15 protein-coding genes are annotated in these 23,959 nt (G+C 50.5%); 9 read left to right on the plus strand and 6 right to left on the minus strand.

Translation table 11 applies throughout. From position 1 onward, the window contains the following. The first annotated feature begins 131 nt into the window (after positions 1-131). Positions 132-3,023: a ligand-binding sensor domain-containing protein gene (locus tag BGL48_RS00795; RefSeq protein ID WP_176719623.1), complete on the plus strand. Its 2,892-nt coding sequence runs from the start codon at positions 132-134 to the stop codon at positions 3,021-3,023. A 74-nt stretch (positions 3,024-3,097) separates the two neighbouring features. On the opposite strand, the gene putP is transcribed toward BGL48_RS00795, so the two are convergent. From putP to BGL48_RS00815, 4 genes are all read right to left on the minus strand, one after another. Then, positions 3,098-4,594, minus strand: a complete 1,497-nt coding sequence (putP, locus tag BGL48_RS00800) for a sodium/proline symporter PutP (protein ID WP_069360866.1) — start codon at positions 4,592-4,594, stop codon at positions 3,098-3,100. Between the two features lie 47 nt (positions 4,595-4,641). Further along, positions 4,642-5,352: an aldehyde dehydrogenase family protein gene (locus BGL48_RS00805; RefSeq protein ID WP_069360867.1), complete on the minus strand. Its 711-nt coding sequence runs from the start codon at positions 5,350-5,352 to the stop codon at positions 4,642-4,644. A 31-nt stretch (positions 5,353-5,383) separates the two neighbouring features. Next, positions 5,384-8,497, minus strand: a complete 3,114-nt coding sequence (putA, locus tag BGL48_RS00810) for a bifunctional proline dehydrogenase/L-glutamate gamma-semialdehyde dehydrogenase PutA (RefSeq protein ID WP_069360868.1) — start codon at positions 8,495-8,497, stop codon at positions 5,384-5,386. A gap of 231 nt (positions 8,498-8,728) precedes the next feature. Continuing rightward, positions 8,729-9,505: a helix-turn-helix transcriptional regulator gene (locus tag BGL48_RS00815; RefSeq protein WP_069360869.1), complete on the minus strand. Its 777-nt coding sequence runs from the start codon at positions 9,503-9,505 to the stop codon at positions 8,729-8,731. A gap of 584 nt (positions 9,506-10,089) precedes the next feature. On the opposite strand from BGL48_RS00815, the gene BGL48_RS00820 reads away from it, so the two are divergent. Beyond that, positions 10,090-11,943 carry an SUMF1/EgtB/PvdO family nonheme iron enzyme gene (locus tag BGL48_RS00820; protein WP_069360870.1) on the plus strand — a complete coding sequence of 618 codons (1,854 nt, stop codon included), beginning with the start codon at positions 10,090-10,092 and terminating at the stop codon, positions 11,941-11,943. Positions 11,944-12,380: 437 nt separating this feature from the next. Beyond that, positions 12,381-13,079 (plus strand): helix-turn-helix transcriptional regulator, encoded by a 699-nt coding sequence (locus tag BGL48_RS00825; protein WP_141698046.1) that lies wholly within the window; start codon positions 12,381-12,383, stop codon positions 13,077-13,079. Positions 13,080-13,178: 99 nt separating this feature from the next. On the opposite strand, the gene pdxH is transcribed toward BGL48_RS00825, so the two are convergent. Beyond that, positions 13,179-13,817, minus strand: a complete 639-nt coding sequence (pdxH, locus tag BGL48_RS00830; RefSeq protein WP_069360872.1) for a pyridoxamine 5'-phosphate oxidase — start codon at positions 13,815-13,817, stop codon at positions 13,179-13,181. A 244-nt stretch (positions 13,818-14,061) separates the two neighbouring features. On the opposite strand from pdxH, the gene BGL48_RS00840 reads away from it, so the two are divergent. The 6 genes from BGL48_RS00840 to BGL48_RS00865 are packed head-to-tail and all read left to right on the plus strand — an operon-like array spanning position 14,062 to position 22,142. Beyond that, entirely contained in the window at positions 14,062-15,462 is a 1,401-nt protein-coding gene (locus BGL48_RS00840) for an HlyD family type I secretion periplasmic adaptor subunit (protein WP_069360874.1), read from the plus strand. Positions 15,463-15,478: 16 nt separating this feature from the next. Then, positions 15,479-16,807 (plus strand): TolC family outer membrane protein, encoded by a 1,329-nt coding sequence (locus tag BGL48_RS00845; RefSeq protein ID WP_069360875.1) that lies wholly within the window; start codon positions 15,479-15,481, stop codon positions 16,805-16,807. Continuing rightward, positions 16,804-17,412, plus strand: coding sequence for an OmpA family protein (locus BGL48_RS00850; RefSeq protein ID WP_069360876.1), 609 nt, complete (start codon positions 16,804-16,806; stop codon positions 17,410-17,412). The genes BGL48_RS00845 and BGL48_RS00850 overlap by 4 nt, the downstream gene beginning before the upstream one ends. A 13-nt stretch (positions 17,413-17,425) precedes the next feature. Continuing rightward, positions 17,426-18,091 carry a transglutaminase-like cysteine peptidase gene (locus BGL48_RS00855; protein WP_069360877.1) on the plus strand — a complete coding sequence of 222 codons (666 nt, stop codon included), beginning with the start codon at positions 17,426-17,428 and terminating at the stop codon, positions 18,089-18,091. A gap of 6 nt (positions 18,092-18,097) precedes the next feature. Further along, positions 18,098-20,032, plus strand: a complete 1,935-nt coding sequence (locus BGL48_RS00860) for a bifunctional diguanylate cyclase/phosphodiesterase (protein ID WP_069360878.1) — start codon at positions 18,098-18,100, stop codon at positions 20,030-20,032. After that, complete coding sequence (locus BGL48_RS00865; protein ID WP_069360879.1) at positions 20,025-22,142, plus strand: type I secretion system permease/ATPase; 2,118 nt, start codon at positions 20,025-20,027, stop codon at positions 22,140-22,142. Before BGL48_RS00860 ends, BGL48_RS00865 begins: the two co-directional genes overlap by 8 nt. A gap of 22 nt (positions 22,143-22,164) precedes the next feature. On the opposite strand, the gene BGL48_RS00870 is transcribed toward BGL48_RS00865, so the two are convergent. Further along, the gene (locus tag BGL48_RS00870; RefSeq protein ID WP_069360880.1) at positions 22,165-23,829 is read right to left on the minus strand and encodes a DUF342 domain-containing protein; all 1,665 of its coding nucleotides are present in this window, start codon (positions 23,827-23,829) and stop codon (positions 22,165-22,167) included. Positions 23,830-23,959: the final 130 nt, after the last annotated feature.

The following is a 23,959-nucleotide window of genomic DNA, read 5'->3' on the forward strand; positions in this document are numbered from 1 at the left end:
TAAGATAGAATCGCCAGTCTACGCGGAATCGGAGCAAAGAACAAAAGATGCACCTAAGGAACACACTGAGACATTTCCCATTACAACTAAGCCGACGTCTTGTGTGTCTCACGCTTTTGTGTTGGTTAGGTTTGTCAGGACATATCACGCCCAGTTATGCCAAAGATAATCAATTATCTGATTATTTTATTGAAACCTGGACCTCTGCCAACGGATTGCCCCATAACAGCATTAATGCCATCGCCCAAACTTCGGATGGCTATTTGTGGTTTGCCACTTGGGAGGGCGTGGCACGTTATAACGGTTTAGAGTTTGTGCGCTTTGACCGCGGCCCTGACACACAAATGCAAGACTCAGGCACGCGCGCCCTGGCGACCGGACCGAACAATCAACTTTATGCCGGCGGGGCGCGAGGCAGCTTAGTGATGCGCCAAGGCTTTTCGTGGCAGGGCCTTCCCACCGCTCCCAGCCTCATTAATGATGCGCTCCATGACCAAACAGGCGGCTTATGGCTCGCGGTTGAGGGAAAGGGGATTGCTTACTACGCCCCCGAGCAGCTCTCGCAACCCGACCCCACCCCACAGACATTTATCGATACTGTTAGCAGCTATCACCTGACCCAAACCGCCGATGGGCAAGTCTACGCAGCCACCGAAAAAGGGGTCTATCAACTATCGTTACAACATGGCGCGACGCCTCTCTCTTTTCATAATCTGTTTCGTAAAGCCTTTTATGTCTCGAGTGGTCAGGATGGGAGCCTCCTCGTCGGCTCCGAAAATGGCGCTTGGCGCTATAAAAACAGTCGCTGGACACCACTGGCGAGTGAGCTACTCCACCAAGCGATTACCATGGTTGAACAAGACAGTCGTGGTGCCTATTGGTTCGGCACGCTCAACAACGGGATTGCCCACATGAGAGGCCAACATGTCGATTTTCTTGACGATCACCGCGGACTGTCTAACAACCGGATATTATCCTGGTTTGAAGACAATGAAGGCAGTATTTGGATAGGCACCAATGGCGGGGCAATGCGGCTTAGATACGCGCCGTTTGTAACGCTGACTAAAGATAATGGACTAGCCGGTGACTATGTGCGCACCGTACTTGCGGGCGATAAAAATACGGTGTGGGCAGGGGCCAGTGAAGGGTTAAGCCAAATTGATATCGTACAAGGTAATGCCAAAATATTAGCCGACGACATATCGGTGCTCAGTCTCGCGCCTCGAGCACAAGGTGGCGTCTGGGTGGGCACCTATCAACAAGGTCTCTATTATTGGGAGCAAGGCTCGCTCACCCCCGCCACAACACTGAACGATCAATTACCTGACCATGAAGTCAGGGCGATTGTCGAACGTGAGGGCACATTATGGGTGGGCACACCACGTGGCTTGGTCAAGTTTTCGTCCCCGCCAAGCAACCAACCCGCGCGCGCGTCAGTCTTTTATCAAAAGCGTGCACGCTACACCAGCCAGAATAGTGCCCTCCCCGGCAACTATATTATGTCGTTAACGTTCGACGATACAGGCAAGCTATGGATAGGAACGGGTAGCGGCGCCGGGTATCTGCACAAACAGACCATCATTCCTCTCGATTTCAGCGAGCAAGAGCAGGCGCAGTATGTGTTTGGCTTTTTTCACGAACCGGGTTACGTATGGATGGCCACTGATCGAGGAATTATCCGTTATCGGCAGGCGGATGGCCAACTCGCCTTGGTCGGCCGACCCCATGGCCTACCGATTGATAAATTCTTTCAAATCGTTAAAGGCGATGACCAAAGTTTTTGGTTGTCCAGCAACCGAGGGATCTGGCGGGTCAACTATTATCATGCCCATCAAGTAGCGGATAACACCCGCACGCGTATTGACTTTGAGCACTATGATCAAAGCGATGGCATGAGAAATAGTCAGGCCAATGGCGGCTCTAATCCTGCGGCGACCAAAACCGCAGAGGGCGATATTGTCTTCGCCACCGCCAAAGGGGTGACTAGCGTAAAGCCGACCCGGCTAGCGCAATTACTTAGCCAGCCGTTACCGATTGTGATGCAACAAGTGCGATTTGATGGCCAAGCGATTAATCCTGAGGCAAGTAACACCGCACCGGCGGGCACCAATCGCGTATCTTTCTCCTATGCGGCGCTCGGCTATACGATGCCAGAGCAAATCCAGTACCGCACCCAGCTAGAGGGCTTTGAGTCTGAATGGGCCTATCGCCACGAAAACCATATTGCCGAATATACGAATTTACCACCGGGTGACTACACCTTTAAAGTGAGTGCACGCTACCCCTATAGCGATTGGAGTGATGATGTGCTTAGCTATCGCTTCAGTGTGACCCCCTCACTTTGGCAACGGTCAGATATACGTGCGCTAGGTTTTTTGGCCTTAGTCGCCCTCGCCTACGGCGCCTTTATGTGGCGGATCCGCCGGATGCAACAAAAAGAAGCGCAGCTCAAAGCGCTAGTGAAAGAGAAAACGCAAGCGCTGCAAGCGCAAGCTGACGATTTTGAACGTATGTCGAAAGAGGATGCATTAACGGGTCTGGCTAACCGGCGTGCGTTTGACGAGTACTGGCACCTCGCCTTTGATGACGCCAACCAGTCGGGTCAGCCCTTACAAGTGGCCATTTTAGATATTGATCATTTTAAGCGCATTAACGATCAGCATTCGCATCTGGTGGGCGATCAAATTATCCAGCGTATTGGGCGCTTTTTGCATAACGAACGCCAACAGTTAAGCCATGTTGCCCGCTGGGGTGGCGAGGAGTTTACGTTACTGTTTGCAGGTACCCCGGCGGATGGCTACACCTACTTTGACGGCTTACGTCGCCGTATCGCGGCACTGACCCTCGACGACATTGCGCCGTCAGTAAAAGTGACGGTAAGCATTGGTGTGGCTGGCAACCATCAGGCCACGGATTATGTTGATGGCCTCAAGCAAGCCGATCAAGCCTTGTACCGTGCCAAGCGCGATGGGCGCAATTGTGTTCGTCAACGTAGTGGTCAATCGTCATACGCGGATGCGTAACAAAGGTAAAAAAAGGAGCGCCAGCGCGCTCCTTCTTGTTAGATCTGATGAAAAAGAACATTTGTCACCAACGCTTACGCCATGGTTTCTAAACTCTTTTCATAAGACTCATATTGCTTGGCTACCGACTCGCTTGGGCCACCGGTTGCTTTACTTACCACAATCGCGCCCAGTCCCGCGAAGATAAAGCCAGGAACAATTTCATACAGATCGAAAATGCCGCCTGAAAGCTGTTTCCATACCACAACTGTCACGCCGCCGACGAGAATCGCAGTCAGTGCACCATTTCGGTTCATGTCACGCCAGAACAGACTTAACAGTAGTGCTGGACCAAAGGCTGCACCAAAGCCTGCCCATGCATACGACACCAGGCCAAGGACTGAGCTTTCTGGATCCATCGCTAAGCCAAGCGCAATCGCCGAGAGCAAGATCACTGCACCACGACCGACCATGACCACCTCTTGCGTGGAGGCATCGGGACGGAACACTTGCTTATAGAAATCTTCTGCTAACGCAGACGACGACACCAGTAGCTGTGAATCCGCGGTACTCATGATCGCGGCCAAAATGGCGGCGAGCAGGATACCGGCGATGACAGGATGGAAGGCCGCGTTAACGAGAAGCATGAAGATTTTCTCGCCATCCTTCAGGTCACCGGTCATGTCGTTTTGCACGTACAAAATACCCACCAGCCCGATAAGCACCGCACCAAACATTGAAAGCGCAGACCAGCCAACCGCAATACGACGCGCGGTGGTAATGTCTTTGTTTGAACGGGTCGCTTGGAAACGTGCCAAGATGTGTGGCTGTCCAAAGTAACCCAGCCCCCATGCGGCCAGCGATGCAATGCCGATCCAAGACAGAGGCTCGCCCTCAACATCACGCCAGATCGTCATCAATTCAGGGTTAATCGCCGCTACGTCGCCACCCAATTTGAAGATGCTACCGTCCATGATAACGAAGGGCACGACCAACAGGGCTGCCGCCATCAACAAACCTTGTACCAAGTCAGTCCAAGATACCGCTAAGAAACCACCGAACAAGGTATAAGACACAACACAAATGGTGCCAATGACCACCGCAGTGGTGTAATCAAACCCAAACACCGTGGTGAAGAGTTTGCCCCCTGCAACCAAACCTGAACTGGTATAGAAAAGGAAGAAAAGCAAAATGAAGAAAGCAGAGATGGTTTGCAGCAGTTTTGATTTGTCTTCAAAACGACGGGCAAAAAACTCCGGTAACGTCAATGCGTTATCTGCTTCAATACTGTAAGTACGCAGGCGCTTGGCACAAATCAACCAGTTCAGGTAAGTCCCTAGCAGCAAACCGCCTGCTAACCAAAGTGATTCCATTCCCGCAGCGTAGGCATAGCCAGGCAGGCCAAGCAGCAACCAACCACTCATGTCTGATGCACCCGCTGACAAGGCGGCGGGCCATGGGCCTAACGAACGCCCCCCGAGGAAGTAGTCTTCGGAGTTGGATGTGCGTTTGTAGGCATATACACCAATGGCAAGCATCATGATGAGATATGCCAGAAAGGTTGCACTGATGGCATAGCTATTGTCTATCATATCTGTCCCTCAATTACATGGCCCCAGTCGGGGCCATCTCTGGAAAGTTAATGTTCACCACTGCCGAGTTCCAGAAGCGTGGCATTACCACCTACAGCAGTGATATTTATGGTTCGGGTGCATTCGGTCACAAAACGCAACACATAGTCGGGCGAACCAATCACGGGATAATGCGCCGTGTCAGTTTCCGCAACCAGTGTGGCGATCACACCCTGTCGTTGTGCAAGTTGGCGATTGACATGCCGCACATGTGCGTCTTCCCCTGTCGTTGCCAACCCGACGATATGCGGATGAACCAGCAGATCGCTAAGCGCGTCAATACTCACGCGCACGGCCACACGGTCTGGGCATCCGGCTTTAATGAGGTCGGCCAGTACAGCGTCGACCATATCAGCGTGAGTGCCCTCAACACTCACTACCACACAATTACCAGCGACCAAGGCGGCGGCTAACTGGCCACATAAGGCAACGGACGTCAGCGAGGCATCGCCTGTCACCACGACGGTGCCACGCCCGGCGGTATAGAGCTCGTTAGTCTCCCCCGTTGGCCCTGGTAATTCATGTACTTTGTTGAGCAGTCGGTCTGCGCTGTCGCACTGAAAACGGATCATGCTCGCCGCTTGGGCAAAGTCATCGCCCCGTGCGGCAACGGTTTCAGACCACCGCTGTAATAAAATGATGCGGCCAGCAACGGCTTGATCGTTCCAGTCTTCCCATACCGCGTCACACTGCTCTAAAACGTTATTTAATTGCTCCATCACGCTTCTCCTGATCTTGATACCAACCGATTTATTGAACGTTTACTGACGCTTGTGTAAAGCGGTAGAGATAATGGGGACCACCTGCTTTCGGGCCAGTGCCTGACAGGCCACGGCCACCAAAAGGCTGAACCCCAACCACGGCACCGACTTGATCACGGTTCACATAGCAGTTACCGACGCGCGCGCGGTGCTCGATGTGGGCACACGTGGTTTCATTACGGCTATGCACACCCATTGTCAGGCCGAAACCAGTACGGTTGATATCATCAATCACTTTGTCGAGTTCGTTGGCGCGATAGCGAACAATGTGCAAAATCGGGCCAAAGTGCTCTTCGCTCAGTTGGTCAATGCTGCGAATTTCAAAAGCTGTCGGTGGGACAAAGGTACCTTTGTCGCACTCAGCCGAAAGCGGTACCTGGGTGACTAATTTGCCACTGCGCTTCATTTGTTCAATGTGAGCAAGCAATTTGTCTTTCGCGGTTTGATCAATCACCGGCCCCACATCAGTAGAAAGCCGCTCTGGTCGCCCCACCGACAACTCAGCCATTGCGCCTTTAATCAGGCTAATCACACGGTCTGCGATATCTTCTTGAATGTATAAAACGCGCAGAGCTGAACAACGCTGCCCCGCCGAGGCAAACGCGGAACGCAATACATCACGCACCACTTGCTCAGGTAACGCGGTACTGTCTACCAGCATGGCGTTTTGTCCGCCAGTTTCTGCCACCACAGGCACAGGATCAGCGTCGCGCTCGGCTAACGTGCGTGTAATACGTTGTGCGGTCGGGGTAGACCCTGTAAACGCCACACCGGCAATGCGGCTATCTTCGGTTAATGGCGCCCCTACCACAGGCCCACTGCCTGGAAGCAGTTGGATAACGCCAGTTGGGATCCCGGTTTCAAGTAGCAACTCAATCGCGCGATAAGCGATAATGGATGTTTGCTCTGCCGGTTTTGCCACCACGGTATTACCAGCTACCAGCGCCGCGCTGACTTGCCCCAAAAAGATAGCTAATGGGAAGTTCCACGGGCTAATACAGGTAAAGACACCACGACCTTGATAGCTCACGGACTGCATCTGGCCGTCAAACCCTGTGTATGAAAGCGGCTCGCCCTGCAATGCTTTGGCCTGCTCGGGGTAGTAGCGCAAAAAGTCGACCGCTTCACGCACTTCATCAATGCTGTCGTGAATCGTTTTACCGGCTTCGCGATGACAAATCGCCACCAGCTCACCTAAATTCGCTTCAAGTTTATCAGCCAAGTCAAGTAAGTACTTACCACGCTCACTGACCGCTGTTTTCGACCACTCTGGGTAAGCATTCGCGGCAATATCGAGTGCATTGTTGACTTGGTCAGACGTCGCCCAGTCAACGTGACCGACTGGCTCTTCGCGATCATAAGGCGCAGCAATAGGATGCGTGTCACCGGCTAGGCGCTGACCATTGACAATGGGGCCGGCCTGCCATTGGTGCGCGCCCATAAAAGGCGCAACGCTTGCGGTGAAAGGCTGCCATTCTGAGTCGATATCAGTGGCTACGCCTTGAGAGTTCTTACGCGACGCGCCAAAGATATCTAACGGCAAGGGGATACGATCGTTATGCAGTGTTGGGTTAGCGCGCAGTGTATCGACAGGATCCGCAATCAGATCGTCAATCGGGCAACGTGCATCAACCAAGCGGTGAACAAAAGAGCTGTTTGCGCCATTTTCCAGTAAGCGGCGCACCAAATAAGGGAGCAAGTCTTTGTGGCTGCCCACTGGGGCATAAATGCGCACTTCAGTGTTAAACAAGGCTTTCGCATGGTTATACAGCGCGTCGCCCATGCCATGAAGGCGCTGAAATTCAAAGTCTTGATGGGTCGCCATCGAGGCTATCGCGGCTATGGTATGGGCGTTGTGACTGGCAAATTGCGGATAAATCAGACCGCGTATATGCTCGCTCAACAGAAAACGGGCACAGGCGAGATAAGAGACATCAGTCGCCTCTTTACGGGTGAATACCGGATAACCATGGTGCCCACCTTGCTGGCACAGTTTAATCTCGCTATCCCAGTACGCCCCTTTTACCAAGCGCATTGGGATCACATCGCCTTGCTCTTTCGCTAAAGCCGCTAGCCAAGTAATCACAGGGAGCGCACGTTTTGAGTAGGCTTGCACCACCAGCCCAAATTTCCCCCAGCCTTTAACCACAGGATCGCGGTATAGCTTTTCAAACAGTGCCAGTGATAGCTCTAGACGATCCGCTTCTTCAGCATCAATGGTGATCGCGACATCTTTTTCACGGGCGCGCTTGAGCAGAACGAGCACCGTCTCGAACATTTCGTCCATCATGCGATCGTAGTTAGCCGCTTCATAGCGGGGATGCAAAGCCGACAGCTTGATAGAGACCGATGGCGATGGGCCTTGATAGCTTGCTTTGGCATCGCCCACCGACTCAATCGCTTGTAAGTAATCCTCTAAGTAGGCTTTGGCATCTTCTTGCGTAAGTGCCGCCTCCCCTAACATATCGAATGAGTAGGTAAAGCCGTTATTGCGTGGGCCCTCACCGTTCTTCTGCGCTTCATCAATATCACGGCCAAGCACGAACTGGTGACCCATGATTTTCATCGCTTGGTGCATGGCTTGACGAATCACCGGCTCGGACATTTTGTTCACGAGGCGGTTGATCACCGACGTCGGCTTGCCCTCCGTGCTTTCATCCAAGGTCACCACTTTTCCAGTGAGCATCAGCCCCCAGGTTGAGGCATTCACAAACAAGGAATCGGAATGGCGCAAGTGCGCTTTCCAATCTGCAACACTCAGTTTGTCACGGATAAGGGCATCGGCGGTGTGCGAATCAGGGATCCGCATCAGCGCTTCAGCCAGACACATCAACAAAATCCCCTCACGCGTATCCAGGCTGTACTCCAGCAAGAGCGCATCAATCATTTGGACCGCTTTTTTATCCGCCCGCACTTGCTCAATTAACTGCGTGGCTTGACGACGAGTTTGCTCACGCTCACTGTCAGTGGCTTCCGCTAGGGGAATTAACTGTTGAAGCCATAGGCTTTCGTCAACGCAATACAGCGGCGAGATTTCAGACCAGAGCTGCGCCAGTGGGCGCTCGATAAACGAGGGCTGCATAGCATCGATGGCTTTAAACATAGTGGTATCCTCACTCACGTCCTCCCAAACTCGGGCAGGAAAAATGTTACGTCATTGTTACTTTGCGATCGATTCTATGCGTGGTCTATCAGTAGGGTCTTACAAAATACACCGGCATTATTGCAAAATCCTCCGATGATTAACAAATAAAGCGGTCGATCGCCATAATGGCATAACAAAAGACGTGCATATTATTGATGCCGGAGACGGCGACAGCACATCGGGCCACGCTTAAACCGAGCCCTTAAACCTGGCAGGAGAGAGGCCAAAATAGCGAGAAAACGCATTGGTGAAACCACTCTGGCTAGAGAAACCGCAACTATCGGCAATTTGTGCCATGGTCAACTCACTTTCTTTAATCAGTTGTTTCGCTAAAGCAAAGCGTTTTTCAAGCACATATTGATGCGGCGTGGTGCCCACCTGCTCTTTAAATAACTGGTGGAATTGGCTTTCAGCCAGAAACACACTGCCTGCTAGCTGCGCCACCGTAATCTTGCGGCTGATGTGCTGGTGAATATAACGGTCAATGATATCCATGTTTAAGCGATGGCCATCTCGTCGCGGCGAAACATGATCACGGAAATGGCGATGTAATACACACATCAGCGTATCAGCACATGCGCGGCTCAGCAGTAAATCAGATGGGTTGGCGATCATCTCGGCTGTCAGCGCCTTGATCAGCGTTTGTGCATGGGTGTCGAGCTGGAAGTAAGGCTCGCGACTAAATAAACGCGCAATGTTGTCATGCATGGATGCATGCCCCACCCATTCTTGGTATGGAAGGTTAATCACCAGAATTTCATTACGTCCCACCCCGGTAAAAGCATGCTCTTGTGATTCCCCCACCAAACAGCCTTGGCCTGGGCCAACCAGACTACCTCGCCCATCAACATCGAATTCCGTTTGCCCTTGCAGACCAATCACGACCTGCTTGTACTCATGGCTATGGTGAAGCTGTTGTCGAGGTAAGGCGATCACTTCAGAGACTTTGGGTGTTTTTGTCACCATGGCTCTCCCTCTCGGTGCGGATTACGGGTTTGCCGTCAACCATTCAACTTCCTCTTTCATTATTCTGGCACGCTTGTCACCCGTGTGCGACTGGATTCTCTATGCTTATTCTCAACGTTGCGGAACAATGATCAAGTAGTGTATTTTTTACGGCCTATGTCATTTTGACGCTAAAAATGCGAAGGATCCCTCATGTATTGCACGTTGATCGGGGTAATATCGAGAACAATGCGATAAAAAAACCACCTCTGATATATGTAAATAACATAAAATTCAATAATTTACTTTTTATTCGATGGAAATATCACTTACTTGATCATTGTTTCGAGGCGATCAAAGGGGATCAACACCTTGATCATTCTTCCGTTTTATTGTGCCGTCACGCAATCTTATTTGAAGCAAGCCACCGCTTAAGGTAATCTCGCATAAACATAAAAACCATGAGCACAGTTGCACCGATCACGTCGCAGAATGCTGACTGCCGTCAAATAATTAGCACGGTTTGCGTGGCAACGCGGGTTTCCGTGATAGTCTACTTTTTGGACATAGGTATTATTATTGCGACATGCGTAAGCAAGGGAACTATGACAACGAAATATATAAAAGCGTTATGCTTAGCGCTCCCTCCCCTACTGCTAACCGAGTTGGCGTTCGCTGAAAACGCGTCTTCCGCTGATAATCTCGATCCGGTCAGTGAGTTGGTTGAGAAGCTCCGCGATAAAGAAGAAACGTTGGAGACTCGAAACGATGAACTGGCTCTGCAGCAGGCGAAATTGGATGACCTTTTGGTCAAGCGCGCGACGTTAGAAGATGAACTGAGTAACCTGAAGCGCAAACGCAGTAATGCTAAAGCAGAGCTGGATGCGAAATTTCAGGATTTAATCGCTGACCCGAGCACAGATATCAGCCCGTATCAGCAGGCCTACCAACAAGCATGGCAGCAGGTGAACAATCACCAGCAAAAACAAGCTGCCAACGAGTCCGCCATTATTGAGCAGAAGAAACGACTGGCGAAACTTGAACGAGAACAAGCCTTATTGGCAACCACCCTTGAGAATTTACATGAGGCCATGCGCGAAGCACGTGCAGAGCGTCTACGTAAAGAACTCACCCAAAAAGACACGATTGAAGTTGTCCATAGCTTGACCTGTTCACCCAACATGACATTGTCGGCGTGCGCGAACCAAGGTGAAACGCTGACCATGCAAAAAGCGATTCGTGACTTCCGAGGCCAGGTAACGGACTTTGTCACCGAATCCAATGCCGTGAAGCAAAACATCGATAAAGTGGCGTTTAATATCCACGTCACTAACAGTGAAGTCGTTGACGCAGGCTTTACCGGTGGCATGGACTACACAACACGTATCAAAGCCGAGCTGGTAAGCCGTCCTGATAAAACGGCGGCATGTCGACTGCTTGATCTTGAAGACAGATACTGTGTTGAAACCACCCAAGCACAGCAGCAAGCCAATCGTAAACAGCAGGCGAAACGCTGGGTTAACGTGACGATACGCTCTAATCGTTACGATGACAGTGTGACCATTAATGATGTGTCATACGGAAGCACACCGGTAGAACTCATGCTACCAGTGGGTAACCATGACTTAACGGTCACTAAGCCTGGTTTTATGCCTTATGATCGCGAAGTTTACCTCGGTAAAGATCAGGTAGTGTGGGCAAAACTGAAAGAGCAACCTAATCAGCCCCCTAGCCCAGGAAAAAAGTTTACCGACCCTGTTGCCAATAATCTCGAAGCACCGCAAATGGTGGTGATCGGCGCTGGCGAATACAAAGTCGGGCCAGATGCACGTGAAAATGTGGCTATTCAGCAATCATTTGCGATGGGCGCCACACCCGTCACGGTAGAGCAGTTTGACGCCTTTGTCACCGCCTCCGGTTATGTCACCGCAGCCGAACAAGGTAATGGCTGCGATAAGCTGGTAAATGGCGAGATCAACCAAAGCTTGGATACAGACTGGCGTCAACCCGGCTTTGATCAAGCGGCCGACTCCCCAGTCGTTTGTGTGAATAAAGATGATGCCGAGGCTTACACCGAGTGGCTAAGCCAGCAAACGGGCCAGCGCTACGCGCTTCCAAACGACGTTGAGTGGGAAGTCGCTGCCCGTGGTGGCACGGAAAGCGATTACTGGTGGGGCAATGAAATCGGTGTCGGCAACGCCAATACCGGCTGGAGCGGCACGGTATGGTCAAACGACCGCACCTCGCCGGTTAAAAGCTTTCCGCCTAACCCGTTCGGTGTTTATGACACCGCAGGCAATGTTTGGGAGTGGGTAAGCAATGATACCCCTATTGCTCGTGGCGGTGCGTGGAACTTTTCACCTCAACGCTCTCGCGTTTCCGAGCGTTTGGAGTTAGGAGAGAACACCAGCGCCAATTACCTTGGGTTCCGCGTGGTGCGAGATATCAAAACACCTTGATCTCACTCGCCTCATCACAATAGTAGAAAACACACGCCGCTACTCGTTAGCGGCGTTTTTTTCGAGTAAGATAAAATCAACAATCTTGATATTAAGTTGCTTTACTCAATGTCAATAGGTCAAATCCCCCCTACCCAACGTCTAGTCTTCTGGATATAGTAGACCCCGTAAACGCAATTTGTCCCGATAGACGCGTTTGCAGTTCCTAACACTGTTAGGTGCAGTTAGATAACGATCTTGTATCAACAACCCTCATGATACCAGTGAATTATCTAAACAACCTCTTCTACACGTCGTACAGGATAACTCCCTTTGGGGAAATCTTGTCTTTGCCGGCTTTATGCCGGCTTTTTTTTATGCTCCAATAACGTGTCCGTTTTTCTATATCTTGATGGGCGATGACGTCCAATAATAATAACAATGAATGGGTAAGCGATATGAATCACGTTCCTCCTGCTCTGTCTATGCTCGAGCAATTACCCGGCTGCTGGGGCTGCAAAGATACACAATCGGTATTTGTTTACGCCAATAGTGAATACTGCCGTCTTGTGGGCCTCAAACAACCGCAAGACTGCATAGGCAAGACAGATCATGATATGCCCTGCCCCACCACGCGTTGTGCCGATCAATTTCAAGCGCAAGACCAATACGTGATGAAAACAGGCAAGCGACTCCGTGTGCTCGATATTCATCCCTATGCCAATGGCCGTTGGCATGCGCACCTGTTTACCAAAACGCCTTGGTTCAATGAACAGGGGCATATTTGTGGGATCATGTTCTGTGGCCAGGAGCTGAGCGACACCGCCATTTTAGAAGTGGGACATTGGGTGTGCCGTGCAGTCACTCACCCTGAACAGGCGTTATCCGATCATCATCATGGTGAAGCTCAGGTACACCTGACATCGCGAGAGCGGGAGGTACTGTTCCTTCATCTGCATGGCAAGAAACCGCAATTGATCGCGCAGACATTGTCGGTATCCGTCAAAACCATCGAAAATCACTTTGCGCATTTACGTGAAAAGTTCGATGTCGACTCCAAAGCAGGCTTACTCGAGCATGCACTCGCGCAGGGATTTGGCTCCGCGATTCCAGAAAGCTTGTTAACCCAGCAATTGTCTGTGGTGCTACGAGGTTAATCAGACAGCGCCCAATTCAACGGTGCGCCATCTTGCCGCCAGTTCTGCGCGATGAGGGCGCTAAGATGTCCCTCGTCGCTATCATCAAAGGGGCGGCGGCTATGGCGCTAAGCGCTCAATCGCCCAGTTGTCATCCTCTTGGCGTTGATATAAGAAACGATCGTGTAAGCGGTGCTCGCCACCTTGCCAAAACTCAATGCTTTTAGGCTTGATGCGATAACCGCCCCAGAATGTAGGGACAGGCACTTCCCCTTTCTCGAACTGTTTTTTCAGCTCCAAAAACTTGCCTTCTAACGCCGAGCGTGCTGATAAACGTTCGCTTTGTTTGCTCGCCCATGCTGCGATCTGACTTTCTTTGGGGCGAGAAGTGAAATACTTAAACACCTCCTTTTTACTCAGAGGCTCCGCCTCCCCCATAATATGGACTTGTCGCTCGATAAAATGCCAAGGAAAGTGCAAGCTAATCTTGCTGTTTTTTTTCAAATGCAGCGCTTTGCGACTTCCCAAGTTGGTGTAAAACACAAACCCCTCTTGATTAAAGTCTTTAAGCAAAACGATGCGCTGAAAAGGTTGTCCATCTTCATCAACCGTGGCGACAGTCATTGCGGTTGGATCTGGCACTTGGGTATCAATGGCTTGTTGCAACCACTGGCCAAATAAATCCATGGGCGCATCGGGTAAATCATCACGACGTAATCCCCCTTGGGTGTACTCTCTTCGAATGTCTGACAACTCCATTGCTTTCTCCAATTCGTTTATTTTCAACTATTTTGCGCAGGTACCTACCGATACACAAGTGCAATTTATTACCGTGGCGACAGAAACAGGGATCAGTGATCGCGACGCTTTTCATTTCTCAGGTTTAGCAACGCGAGCCATCTATACGCTCGTCGCACTTATCCATTCAAAGCCTGATAAAGTCTGCAAAAAATCAGCACCATAGGCTAAGCTTGAAAGAAGTGAAACACCTGATGGGGGTCAGATGGCGATACGTGATAAATCTCGCGCGACCTTGCCCCGAGATGAGCACCTCGATTACATCGATGACAAGACGGCTGCACTTTTGCTCAACACGCCGAAAAGTGCGCGTGTTTTGCTATGGACTATCGTGCTGTTTCTAGTTGTCGCCACGGCGTGGGCATCGCAAGCACAACTCGACAAAGTGACCGTCGGACAAGGAAAAGTGATTCCCTCTTCACAACTTCAAGTGGTGCAAAACCTTGAAGGGGGCTTAGTCAAAGCGCTCCTGGTCAAAGAAGGCGACAAGGTAAAAAAAGGGCAACGGCTTATCCTCATTGACGATACCCTCTTTCGCGCCAACTTCCGAGAAAGAGAACAAGAGTTGCTCGGTTTACGTGCAGATAAATTGCGTCTGCAAGCGTTGCTCACCGCGATTCGTGTTGATGAAACTGCGCCTTTTGAGCAATGGCGAGAAAGTATCCTGCTGGAGCGCCAACCACTCTCGTTTCCGGATGTCTTTACCACAAAACGCCCTGATTTGATCAAACAGACACAAGCGCGATATCAAGAGCAGCTGTCTAATATTCAAAATCAGCTCTACGTTACCGCGCAAAAGATCCGGCAAAAGGAACAAGAGCTTGTCGAATTAGAGTCTCGGATCGCGAATCTCGAACAAAGCCAAGCATTTGCGCAAGAGGAGCTGGACATCACGCGCCCACTTGCCGATGAAGGCGTTGTGCCCAAAATCGACTTGCTTAAGCTGCAGCGTCAACTCAATGATACACAGCGTGAATTATCCTCAGCACAGCTTTCTCTCCCTTCTGTGGTCTCAGCACTGCGCGAAGCCGTTTTCCAACGTATCGATGTCGCTTTAACGTTTCGCACCGACCAGCAAGAACAACTAAACCAAGTAGAGAAGCAAATAGCTACGATGTCTGAAGGGCGTGTGGGATTGCAGGATAAAGTCTCACGCACCGTGGTGACCTCGCCTGTCAATGGAACGGTTAAAAAGCTGCACGTCAACACAGTCGGCGGTGTCATCCAACCAGGCATGGACATTATAGAGATCGTCCCCTCCGAGGATAACCTCTTGGTTGAGGCCAAAATTGCCCCTCAAGATATTGCTTTTTTACGCCCAGGACTCAATGCAGTGGTCAAATTCAGCGCCTATGATTTTACCGTCTATGGCGGACTGGATGGCAGGCTTGAAACCATCAGTGCCGATACCATCGAAGACGAAGAAGGCAACAGTTTTTATCTGGCTAAGATACGTGCCGAAAAAGACAGCTTGGGCAAAGAAACCAGCTTACCCATTATTCCCGGCATGACGGCCTCCGTGGACATTATCACAGGTAAACGTACGGTTTTAGATTACTTACTCAATCCCATTACGCGCGCGCAAAAAACCGCATTGCGTGAATAAAGAGGCAACAGACTTTATGGCTTACCACTTTCCTTGGCAACCCTCTTGGTGCGTCGCCCTAACAATTGCAGTGATCGCACCGGCTCATAGCCAGTCTTTAGAGCAAGCCGTGGTGACAACGCTTGCCACGGATCCTGAGTTGCGTGGCGCCTTTCATCAGCTGCAAAGCTTCCGTGAGAGAACCAAGGCCAGTGAGGGCGACTATCTCCCCGACGTGGATTTGAATGCAGGGATGGGTTACGAACGCATCGATAATGATACAACACAAGCGCAAGATGACCTCGATTTTGCGCGAAAAGATGCCACTCTTAATGTTCGGCAATTATTGTGGGACGGGCAAACACACAACAACATTGCCCGTAATCAGTATGAGGCAGAGAGTCAGCGCTTTCAACTGCGTTCGGATGCCTCCGATAAAGCGCTACGGGTCGCCGAAGTGTACCTTGAGATACTTAAAGCTCAGCAGGTACTCGACCTTTCTCGCGCGAATATGACTGTACACGAAGAAATTCTCGCCGATATTCGCCGCCGGGCGGACACAGGCATTGGCTCAACGGCAGATCTATCGCAGGTACAAGCGCGCGTTGCTCGGGCCCAAGCTAACCTCTTGTCCGCTGAAACCAACCTAGAAGATGCCTTTACGGCATTTTTTCGCGTGGTTGGTGTGCCCGCGAACAACACAGTCCAACCCGTGATTGATAAAACACGCCTCCCCACCTCACTGGATAGTGCCCTTGAACAAGCCGTCAAACGTAACCCGCTACTCAAATTAGCGCGATACGATATTGAAGCGGCAAAGTCACAGTATCAACAGTTTAAAGGCGCTCACCACCCAAACATCAGTGTAGAAGTCAGCCAAACGTGGGCGGATGAAGTCAGCGGCGTGGATGATTTTAGTGATGAATTTAGCGCCATGCTACGCGTGCGTTATCAACTGTTTAATGGCGGGAGCGATCAAGCCGATATTCGACGAGGCGCCTATGAGTTAAATCGTGCCAAAGATATCTTTGATAACGCCTATCGACAATTAGAAGAAAGCACCCGGCTGGCTTGGAGTGCATTCCAGCTCACCGAGCAACAAAAAGACCTTTTGCAACAGCAAGTCGATGCCGCCTCGGACACAGTGCAAGCGTATGAAAAACAATTTAGAATTGGGCGACGAACGCTGCTCGACCTACTTAACACCGAAAACGAACTGCTTGAAGCGAGGCGCGCTTACTTAGACGCAAACTACGATCATTTATTGGCACAATATCGTTTACTCAACAATACCGGTCACTTATTGGAAGCCTTGAGAGTCTCCTTACCCAAACAGTGGCAAGGAACAGAAGGAGAAACGGAATGAAAGTATTGGGACTGAGCCTGATTCTTGTGCTAATCACTGGATGTACGGTGGCGATCTCTCCACCCCCTACGGCCACGCAAAGTCATGATGTAACCGACAGTGATCAAGATGGCGTCATCAACGCCCGTGATCGATGCGACAACACACCACGCGGCGCCGTCATTGATAATCAAGGCTGTCCCAATTACATTCAACCGACCGACGCGCGCCAGTCACCGACCGCATCAGCACGACAAATTGATGTGTACTTTGCCTCCAATACCGCAAAAGTGACGACGGGCGCTATAACCAATATCGACGCTATGGCAGACTTTCTGATGGATTATCCTGGTACCACGCTCCGTTTAACCGGTCACGCCAGTGCGGGCGGTTCGGCATCCTACAATCACGCGCTCTCTTATCGTCGAGCAATGACGGTCAAGCGTGCGCTTATCGAGCGTGGTATCACGCCACAACGCATCGACGTGGTTGCCAAAGGAGAGACGGACGCCAAGCATGGCAGTGGGGCAGCCGACGCGTATCGGCGAGTCAGTGGTGAAGTATTGAATTTCAAAGGGGATGTCGAGAAAGCATGGACCATCTTCACGCGTCGACCTCAGTCTTAAAGCGAAACCATTTATGAAGCAATGGCATATTGCCGGGTTATGTTTGTTGCTCTCTCTCAGCGCGATGAGTCTGACCACCAAAGAGTCACGCTGGGTGGGGCAAGTATCGAGCTTTTATGGTGAACGCGCGGGTAAGCGTGTCACGGCATGGCGCAACATGGTGGAAAAGACCCAAGGCTTATCAGAGCAAGAAAAGCTGCGCAAGGTGAATGATTTTTTTAATCAGATGTACTTTGTCGATGATATCGACCTATGGGGAAAAAAAGACTACTGGGCAACGCCTTTAGAGTTTCTTGGTGCCGCCGCCGGTGATTGTGAAGATTTTAGTATCGCAAAATACTTTTCGCTTCGCGAGTTAGGCATTGATGATAAAAAGCTGCGCCTGGTGTACGTAAAAGCAATCCGTCTCGACCAATTTCATATGGTCGTTGCGTATTACCCAACACCGTCCTCCGAGCCGGTGCTACTCGATAACTTAGATCCAGCAATTAAACGTGCGTCGTTAAGACGCGACCTGCTTCCTATATATAGCTTTAATGGTAGCCGACTATGGTTAATGAAAGAACGCGGCCAAGGCGAGCTTGCTGGCAACGCCTCCCGACTTGGCCTTTGGAATGATTTACGTAGCCGTATCGACACCTTAAAGATGCAAAAACCGATTAGACAATTTGATAGGTAAACACCGATGACGTTATTCAACCAAATATTCTCATGGATGCTAGTGATTTTCTTCTGCATAGTGCTGGCCGTCTTCGGTATCGAGCTGAATACCACTCGCAACTTTTTACTCAATCAGCAAACCTCTGATGTCAACAACACGGTCAATTCGATGGGGTTAGCCTTGGCACCCTATTTAGAATCGGATGATAAAGTCGCCGCCGAGTCAGTGATCAATGCGTTTTTTGATGGCGGCTTTTACCGCGAGGTTAATTTGACCTTGCTGTCAGATAACAGCGAGATTGTTCGCGAGTACCCGGTACAAATTCAGGGCGTTCCCCAGTGGTTTATCGATCTCGATATTTTTCCTGTGATCACAGAAAAACAAACCATCACCAGTGGTTGGATGCAACTTGCCGAAGTCGAAGTGGTCGCGCACCCAGGGTATGCATATAAGCAACTATGGAAATCATTTGTCCAACTGGGGACCATTATGGTGGTCATCTTTTTGGTTGCGTCCGTGATCATTGGCTGGCAATTACAGCGCTCTCTGAGACCGCTTGCGCGCATTACGGCCAAAGCGGGCGAAATCGCCAAAAACAAATTTGGTGATCCCATTCCGCTTCCTCCCACGACAGAGCTTAAAACCGTGGTTAATGCCATTAATGTCATGACCGATCAGCTCAAAAACTACTTTGAACAACAAGCAAAAGAGGCCGACCGGTTACGTAAAACCGCCTATCGAGATGCGGTATCTGGCCTCGGTAACCGCAGCTTCTATGTTGGCCAGCTTAAATCTTGGTTAACCGAGTCTGGTGTTGGCGGTATGGCGTTAATTAAAGTGGACCTCATTGGGGAGGCCTATAAAAACCATGGCTTCGAAGCGGGGGACCGTGTGGTTGAGCAATTTGCGAATAACCTCACTACCACGATTATCAGCGACGACAACATGACCGCAGCGCGTTTGAGCAAAGATGAATTTGTGATCCTAGCCCCGAATTCAGACCCTGATGACTTACGCTTGCTCGGCGAGAGTGTGCTCGCCATGGTCGTGGACATGCAAGCGGATCCGACCGGCCTCACGCCACCTAAGGTAGCGGTTGGGTTAGCTATCAATGGCGGCGGGAACCAGGATGCCAGCGTGCTACTGTCACAAGCAGATAATGCCTTATCACAAGCACGCAATACGCCAGAGCACCCTGTCGTACTGATTGACCAATCCATCGGTGACGCTGCAATGGGTAAACAGCAATGGAAAGCACTGCTGCATGAAGCCGTCGCACAAGAGCTGTTTGTGTTCAAATACCAACCCGCCACAGACAGCGAATCAAACCGACTGCATCAAGAGGTCTTTTCTGCGATAGAAAAAGACGACCAGTATTATGGGGCTGGGCACTTTTTAGGGGCCGTGGAACAGCTCCAGCTGGGTGAGACCCTCGATAAGTATGTCATTACTCACGTGCTTAAGACATTATCTCAAGACGCCAGTGTCGGGCCATTGGCGGTGAATCTCACCTTGAGTAGTGTGACCAATGCGTCGTTTATTCGTTGGTTGGGAACAACCTTGTATCAGCACCGCAAACTGGCCGGCCAACTGTTATTTGAGATCCCAGAGGTCGCTTTTGTTCGTCATGCTGATCACACTGGCTTGTTGATCGATCAAATCCGCCAAGCAGGCTTCCAATTTGGCGTCGATAATTATGGTCGCAACTTCCAGTCTTTGGATTACTTACAACGCTTTAAGCCCGATTACGTAAAAATAGACTTTGCCTATACCAGCCATATAGAAGACGATGCCCAAGGGCATGTCTTGGCATCAATTTGTCGCACCGCGCATAACCTAAATATCACCACTATCGCGACACGCGTGGAAACAGACGCACAACTTGCTCACCTTTCCGAGCTTTTCGTCAATGGTTTCCAAGGCTATATCTTCAATAACACTCAGGACAGCCATGGTTAAAGATCCGCTCCTGCAATCATTGATTTATGTATCGCGTTACTTCGGTAACGCGAACTCCCCCGATGCCCTTGTGTCTGGACTCCCTATCTCCGACGGCTACCTCTCACCTTTTTTACTTCCCCGCGCGGCTGAACGAGCGGGGATTGTCGCGAAAGAAGAAACGATGCCGCTCGAACGCCTCTCTTCGCTGCTCTGCCCAGCCATTTTGCTAATGAAAGATAACGACGCGTGCGTCGTACTCGAAATGGATGCAAAAAAGGGGCGTGCGGAAATCGTTTTGCCGCATGCGGATATGACACCTCGTTGGGTGATGCTTGATGATCTTAACGATGCCTATCTGGGACGCCTTTTTTTACTGAAAAAGCAATACCGCTTTGATGAACGCGCGCCAGACGCACAAGTGAAGGATGAGAGCCACTGGTTTTGGGGCACGCTTTGGCAATCGCGTCATATTTACCGAGATGTCTTAATCGCCTCACTCTTTATTAATGCCTTCGCGATCAGTGTGCCACTCTTTTCTCGTCTCGTTTACGACAAAATCGTGCCTAACTTGGCCTTCGATTCACTTTGGGTGCTCGCCAGTGGGATTTTGGTCATTTTTGTCTTCGACTTACTCCTTAAGTTGCTCCGTAGTTACTTTATTGATATTGCCGGTAAGAAAACGGATTTGCTTATTTCGTCCCGTATCTATGCCAAAGTCATCGGGGTGAGAATGGACGCCAAACCACCTTCAGTGGGGGCATTTGCGCGACATATGCAAGAGTTTGAATCCATTCGCGAGTTCTTTACCTCTGCGTCGATATCCACACTCATCGATCTCCCCTTTGCCATCATTTTCTTACTCGTGATTTGGTTTGTCGCCGGTCCTTTGGTGATCGTCCCTATCATTGCGGTTACGTTACTGGTTATCCACGCATGGCTGATCCAAAAGCCCCTGAGGCGCACGATTGAGGAAGGGACACGTCTTTCTTCACAAAAGAACGCCAACCTCATAGAGAGCTTATCAGGGCTTGAGACCATTAAAATATTCGGGGCAGAGAGTCAGTTTCAGTATCGCTGGGAAGAAGCCGTTGCCCATATGGCAAACTGGAGCATCAAAACACGTCGTCTCACAGACTCGGTCCATAACTCGGCCAGTTTTGTTCAGCAGTTTGTCATCGTCAGTATGATTGTATTTGGTGTCTACCAAATAGCCGCAGGCGAACTGACAATGGGGGGATTGATTGCGGCAAGCATGCTCAGCTCAAGAGCGGTAGCGCCCTTGGTTCAGCTATCTTTGTTATCCACGCGCTATCACCAAGCAAAATCAGCACTCGATATTATCGACCAACTCATGGCATTGCCCACGGAACAAACCGAGGGTAAACGTTATATTCATCGCCCGATGCTGCGTGGCAAAATCGAACTCGACAACGTTGACTTTCATTACCCCAACACCACTGCCCTCGCCTTGCGCCAGGTGTCCTTTCGTATTTATCCGGGAGAAAAAGTCGGTATTATTGGCCGGGTGGGTTCAGGAAAAACAACGCTTGCCCGTCTGATAGTCGGTCTTTATTCTCCCACCCAAGGCTCGGTTGCCATCGATGATACCGATATCTCACAGCTTCATTATATCGACGTGCGTCGCAATGTCGGTTTTGTTCCTCAAGAGCCGACCCTATTCTTTGGCTCAATCAGAGACAATATGACCCTAGGCCAACCACTCGCTGATGATATTGATATTATGGACGCCGCGACCCGTTCCGGTGTGTTAAGTTTCACCCAACGCCATGCCTCTGGACTAGAAAGACAGGTTGGAGAAGGCGGTGCCTTATTGTCCGGGGGACAACGGCAAGCCGTTGCAATTGCTCGCGCCTTTTTAGGCCGCCCACCGGTGGTTTTACTCGACGAGCCAACCAGTCAGATGGATAACCGCACAGAGCAGTTCATTAAGACCCAGCTAAAAGATTTACGCAGAGAGGAGACACTCATTCTCAGTACCCACAAAACCAGCATGCTGGATGTGGTTGACCGTCTTATTGTGATGGAGGAAGGATGTGTGGTCGCAGATGGCCCGAAAAAAGCGGTACTTCAAGCCTTAAAAGAAGGGAAAATCCGTAAGGTTGGCTAACAGTTTACACTGTAAACCAGCATTAACCATTGGCTTGATACGGCTTTAATTCAATCGCCGCATTATCATAAAACAAATGTGATGGACCATGCTCTGAGTGAATCACGTGCTTGTCTTCGCCGATAGTACAATGGACACGATTCAGTAATGACTTAGTCGCAATGATACTGGCGGCTTTGTATCCGCTTTCTATCGCCGCATCTGTTTCTTCCACCGTGGCTTCTATTTCACTTAGCTCGGTAGAAAGGTGCTCGCGTGTCGAACTTATTCTTTCCACCATCGCGGCGTCGCGCTTCTCTTCTGGAACAGCGTCAAGTTTTTTCTCTGCCGCCTGGATCTTGTCCAGTTGGGCACTTTTCTCTTCCCAGCTTTTGTTTAGATTGACGAGTTCCCGTTTAAGTATCGGCAGACGCGGGAAACAATGGATATACGTATGCGCCCCTGCGCTGGCGCCGATAATCACCGCCTGTACTTTCTCACCGACTTCATGTTGACCGCCCGCTAATGTCCCTTTGCGCTTGGTGGCATCAGTAATGATGATTGACTGCCCCACATGTGTTTTGCAGTGCATCGCATGCAAGGTAAGTTCTAGGTTTTGATTGGCACAGAGCGTGGCATACTGCGCGAACTTGGCAACGATATTGCCCTCCGCAATCAGGGTACAATTAATATCAGAATCGGCTGCAACTTGTCGGCCGATAATCCCGTTCTGGACAATAATGTCGGCACCGGCGGTGATGGTCGCCGATTCTACCACTCCTCCTACCGTGACGGTTCCCGATGCCGTGACCTTCATACCCACTTCGACATCCCCTTTAATCACCACACTGCCTTCAAAGTTGACATGCCCAGTACCGACATCAACCGCATCTAAGCTCAAGGCATCATCGACAGCCACGCCGTCTTTTTGTAACCGAGGGATCCCGGCCATGGTCGCCACCAAAATATTCGGATCTTTGTTACTGAACTCACTACCTGGGTGAGCGGTGAGTGTCATTGGCTGACCGGACGAGGTCGACAACACTGAGCCAGTGACCGTGAAGCCCTCATAACCCGACGTTTCTGGGATCAGTTTGGCTAAAGGCTGTCCTTGCTTCACCATCACCATTTCCCCCAAATCACGCATATCAACGGTTCCATCTTCACGCTGTTTGGGACGACGAACACGCTCGGTAGGATCTTCAATGAGATAGACAAGGTGTGCATCTTCGCCGGCGATAGGCTGTCGGCCGAATGCAACGGGCACATCGAGATATTCACCAGGTTTGAGCTTTCCTGATGCGGAGAGAAGTTTTTGCAGGGTTGGTTTTTTTATCCCTCGAACAATATTAGCATCACGCAGTGTCGAAAGAATGTCATCGGCTTTCAGTCCACGCCCGCCACAAGCGCCGTTAACGATCAAATAGGCCGTCATTTTATCATCGGCGATACGCGCCTCGATAGTTGCATCACGGCGTTCTGCTATAATGAAATCTTCCGACTCAGCATCATCCGGCGAGGCATTTAACTTGGTGAGGGCTGACTCTATCGTATCATCAAAACAAAAAAAGCCATCGACTTGATTGCTCACCAACCAGTCCTTAATCTGTTTTTTCTCTATGGGTTGGCCATTTGTATGCTCGACGTTCCCTGCCGATAAATATACACGCTGACCATCCTGAGAGACGCGGAGGATATCGTCTAGCATCTCGCTTCCTGCCTATCTGATCCTTGTGGCGGCTTTATTAGCCCAGTAAACCACTTGGCAACGCGCTTGCTCCATCATCTTGTGGAACGTTACGCTCGACTGTCGTCACTGACTAGATTAGTCCAAATCC

The sequence above is a fragment of the Salinivibrio sp. SS3 genome (assembly GCF_001722105.1).
In the GTDB taxonomy this organism is placed as follows: domain Bacteria; phylum Pseudomonadota; class Gammaproteobacteria; order Enterobacterales; family Vibrionaceae; genus Salinivibrio; species Salinivibrio kushneri.

What these genes read in the sequence shown, in the direction of transcription:
- putP (WP_069360866.1), bottom strand. Translation starts at nt 4,594, where the DNA reads ATGATAGACAATAGCTATGCCATCAGTGCAACCTTTCTGGCATATCTC.
- BGL48_RS00805 (WP_069360867.1), bottom strand. Translation starts at nt 5,352, where the DNA reads ATGGAGCAATTAAATAACGTTTTAGAGCAGTGTGACGCGGTATGGGAA.
- putA (WP_069360868.1), bottom strand. Translation starts at nt 8,497, where the DNA reads ATGTTTAAAGCCATCGATGCTATGCAGCCCTCGTTTATCGAGCGCCCA.
- BGL48_RS00815 (WP_069360869.1), bottom strand. Translation starts at nt 9,505, where the DNA reads ATGGTGACAAAAACACCCAAAGTCTCTGAAGTGATCGCCTTACCTCGA.
- BGL48_RS00820 (WP_069360870.1), top strand. Translation starts at nt 10,090, where the DNA reads ATGACAACGAAATATATAAAAGCGTTATGCTTAGCGCTCCCTCCCCTA.
- BGL48_RS00825 (WP_141698046.1), top strand. Translation starts at nt 12,381, where the DNA reads ATGAATCACGTTCCTCCTGCTCTGTCTATGCTCGAGCAATTACCCGGC.
- pdxH (WP_069360872.1), bottom strand. Translation starts at nt 13,817, where the DNA reads ATGGAGTTGTCAGACATTCGAAGAGAGTACACCCAAGGGGGATTACGT.
- BGL48_RS00840 (WP_069360874.1), top strand. Translation starts at nt 14,062, where the DNA reads ATGGCGATACGTGATAAATCTCGCGCGACCTTGCCCCGAGATGAGCAC.
- BGL48_RS00845 (WP_069360875.1), top strand. Translation starts at nt 15,479, where the DNA reads ATGGCTTACCACTTTCCTTGGCAACCCTCTTGGTGCGTCGCCCTAACA.
- BGL48_RS00850 (WP_069360876.1), top strand. Translation starts at nt 16,804, where the DNA reads ATGAAAGTATTGGGACTGAGCCTGATTCTTGTGCTAATCACTGGATGT.
- BGL48_RS00855 (WP_069360877.1), top strand. Translation starts at nt 17,426, where the DNA reads ATGAAGCAATGGCATATTGCCGGGTTATGTTTGTTGCTCTCTCTCAGC.
- BGL48_RS00860 (WP_069360878.1), top strand. Translation starts at nt 18,098, where the DNA reads ATGACGTTATTCAACCAAATATTCTCATGGATGCTAGTGATTTTCTTC.
- BGL48_RS00865 (WP_069360879.1), top strand. Translation starts at nt 20,025, where the DNA reads ATGGTTAAAGATCCGCTCCTGCAATCATTGATTTATGTATCGCGTTAC.
- BGL48_RS00870 (WP_069360880.1), bottom strand. Translation starts at nt 23,829, where the DNA reads ATGCTAGACGATATCCTCCGCGTCTCTCAGGATGGTCAGCGTGTATAT.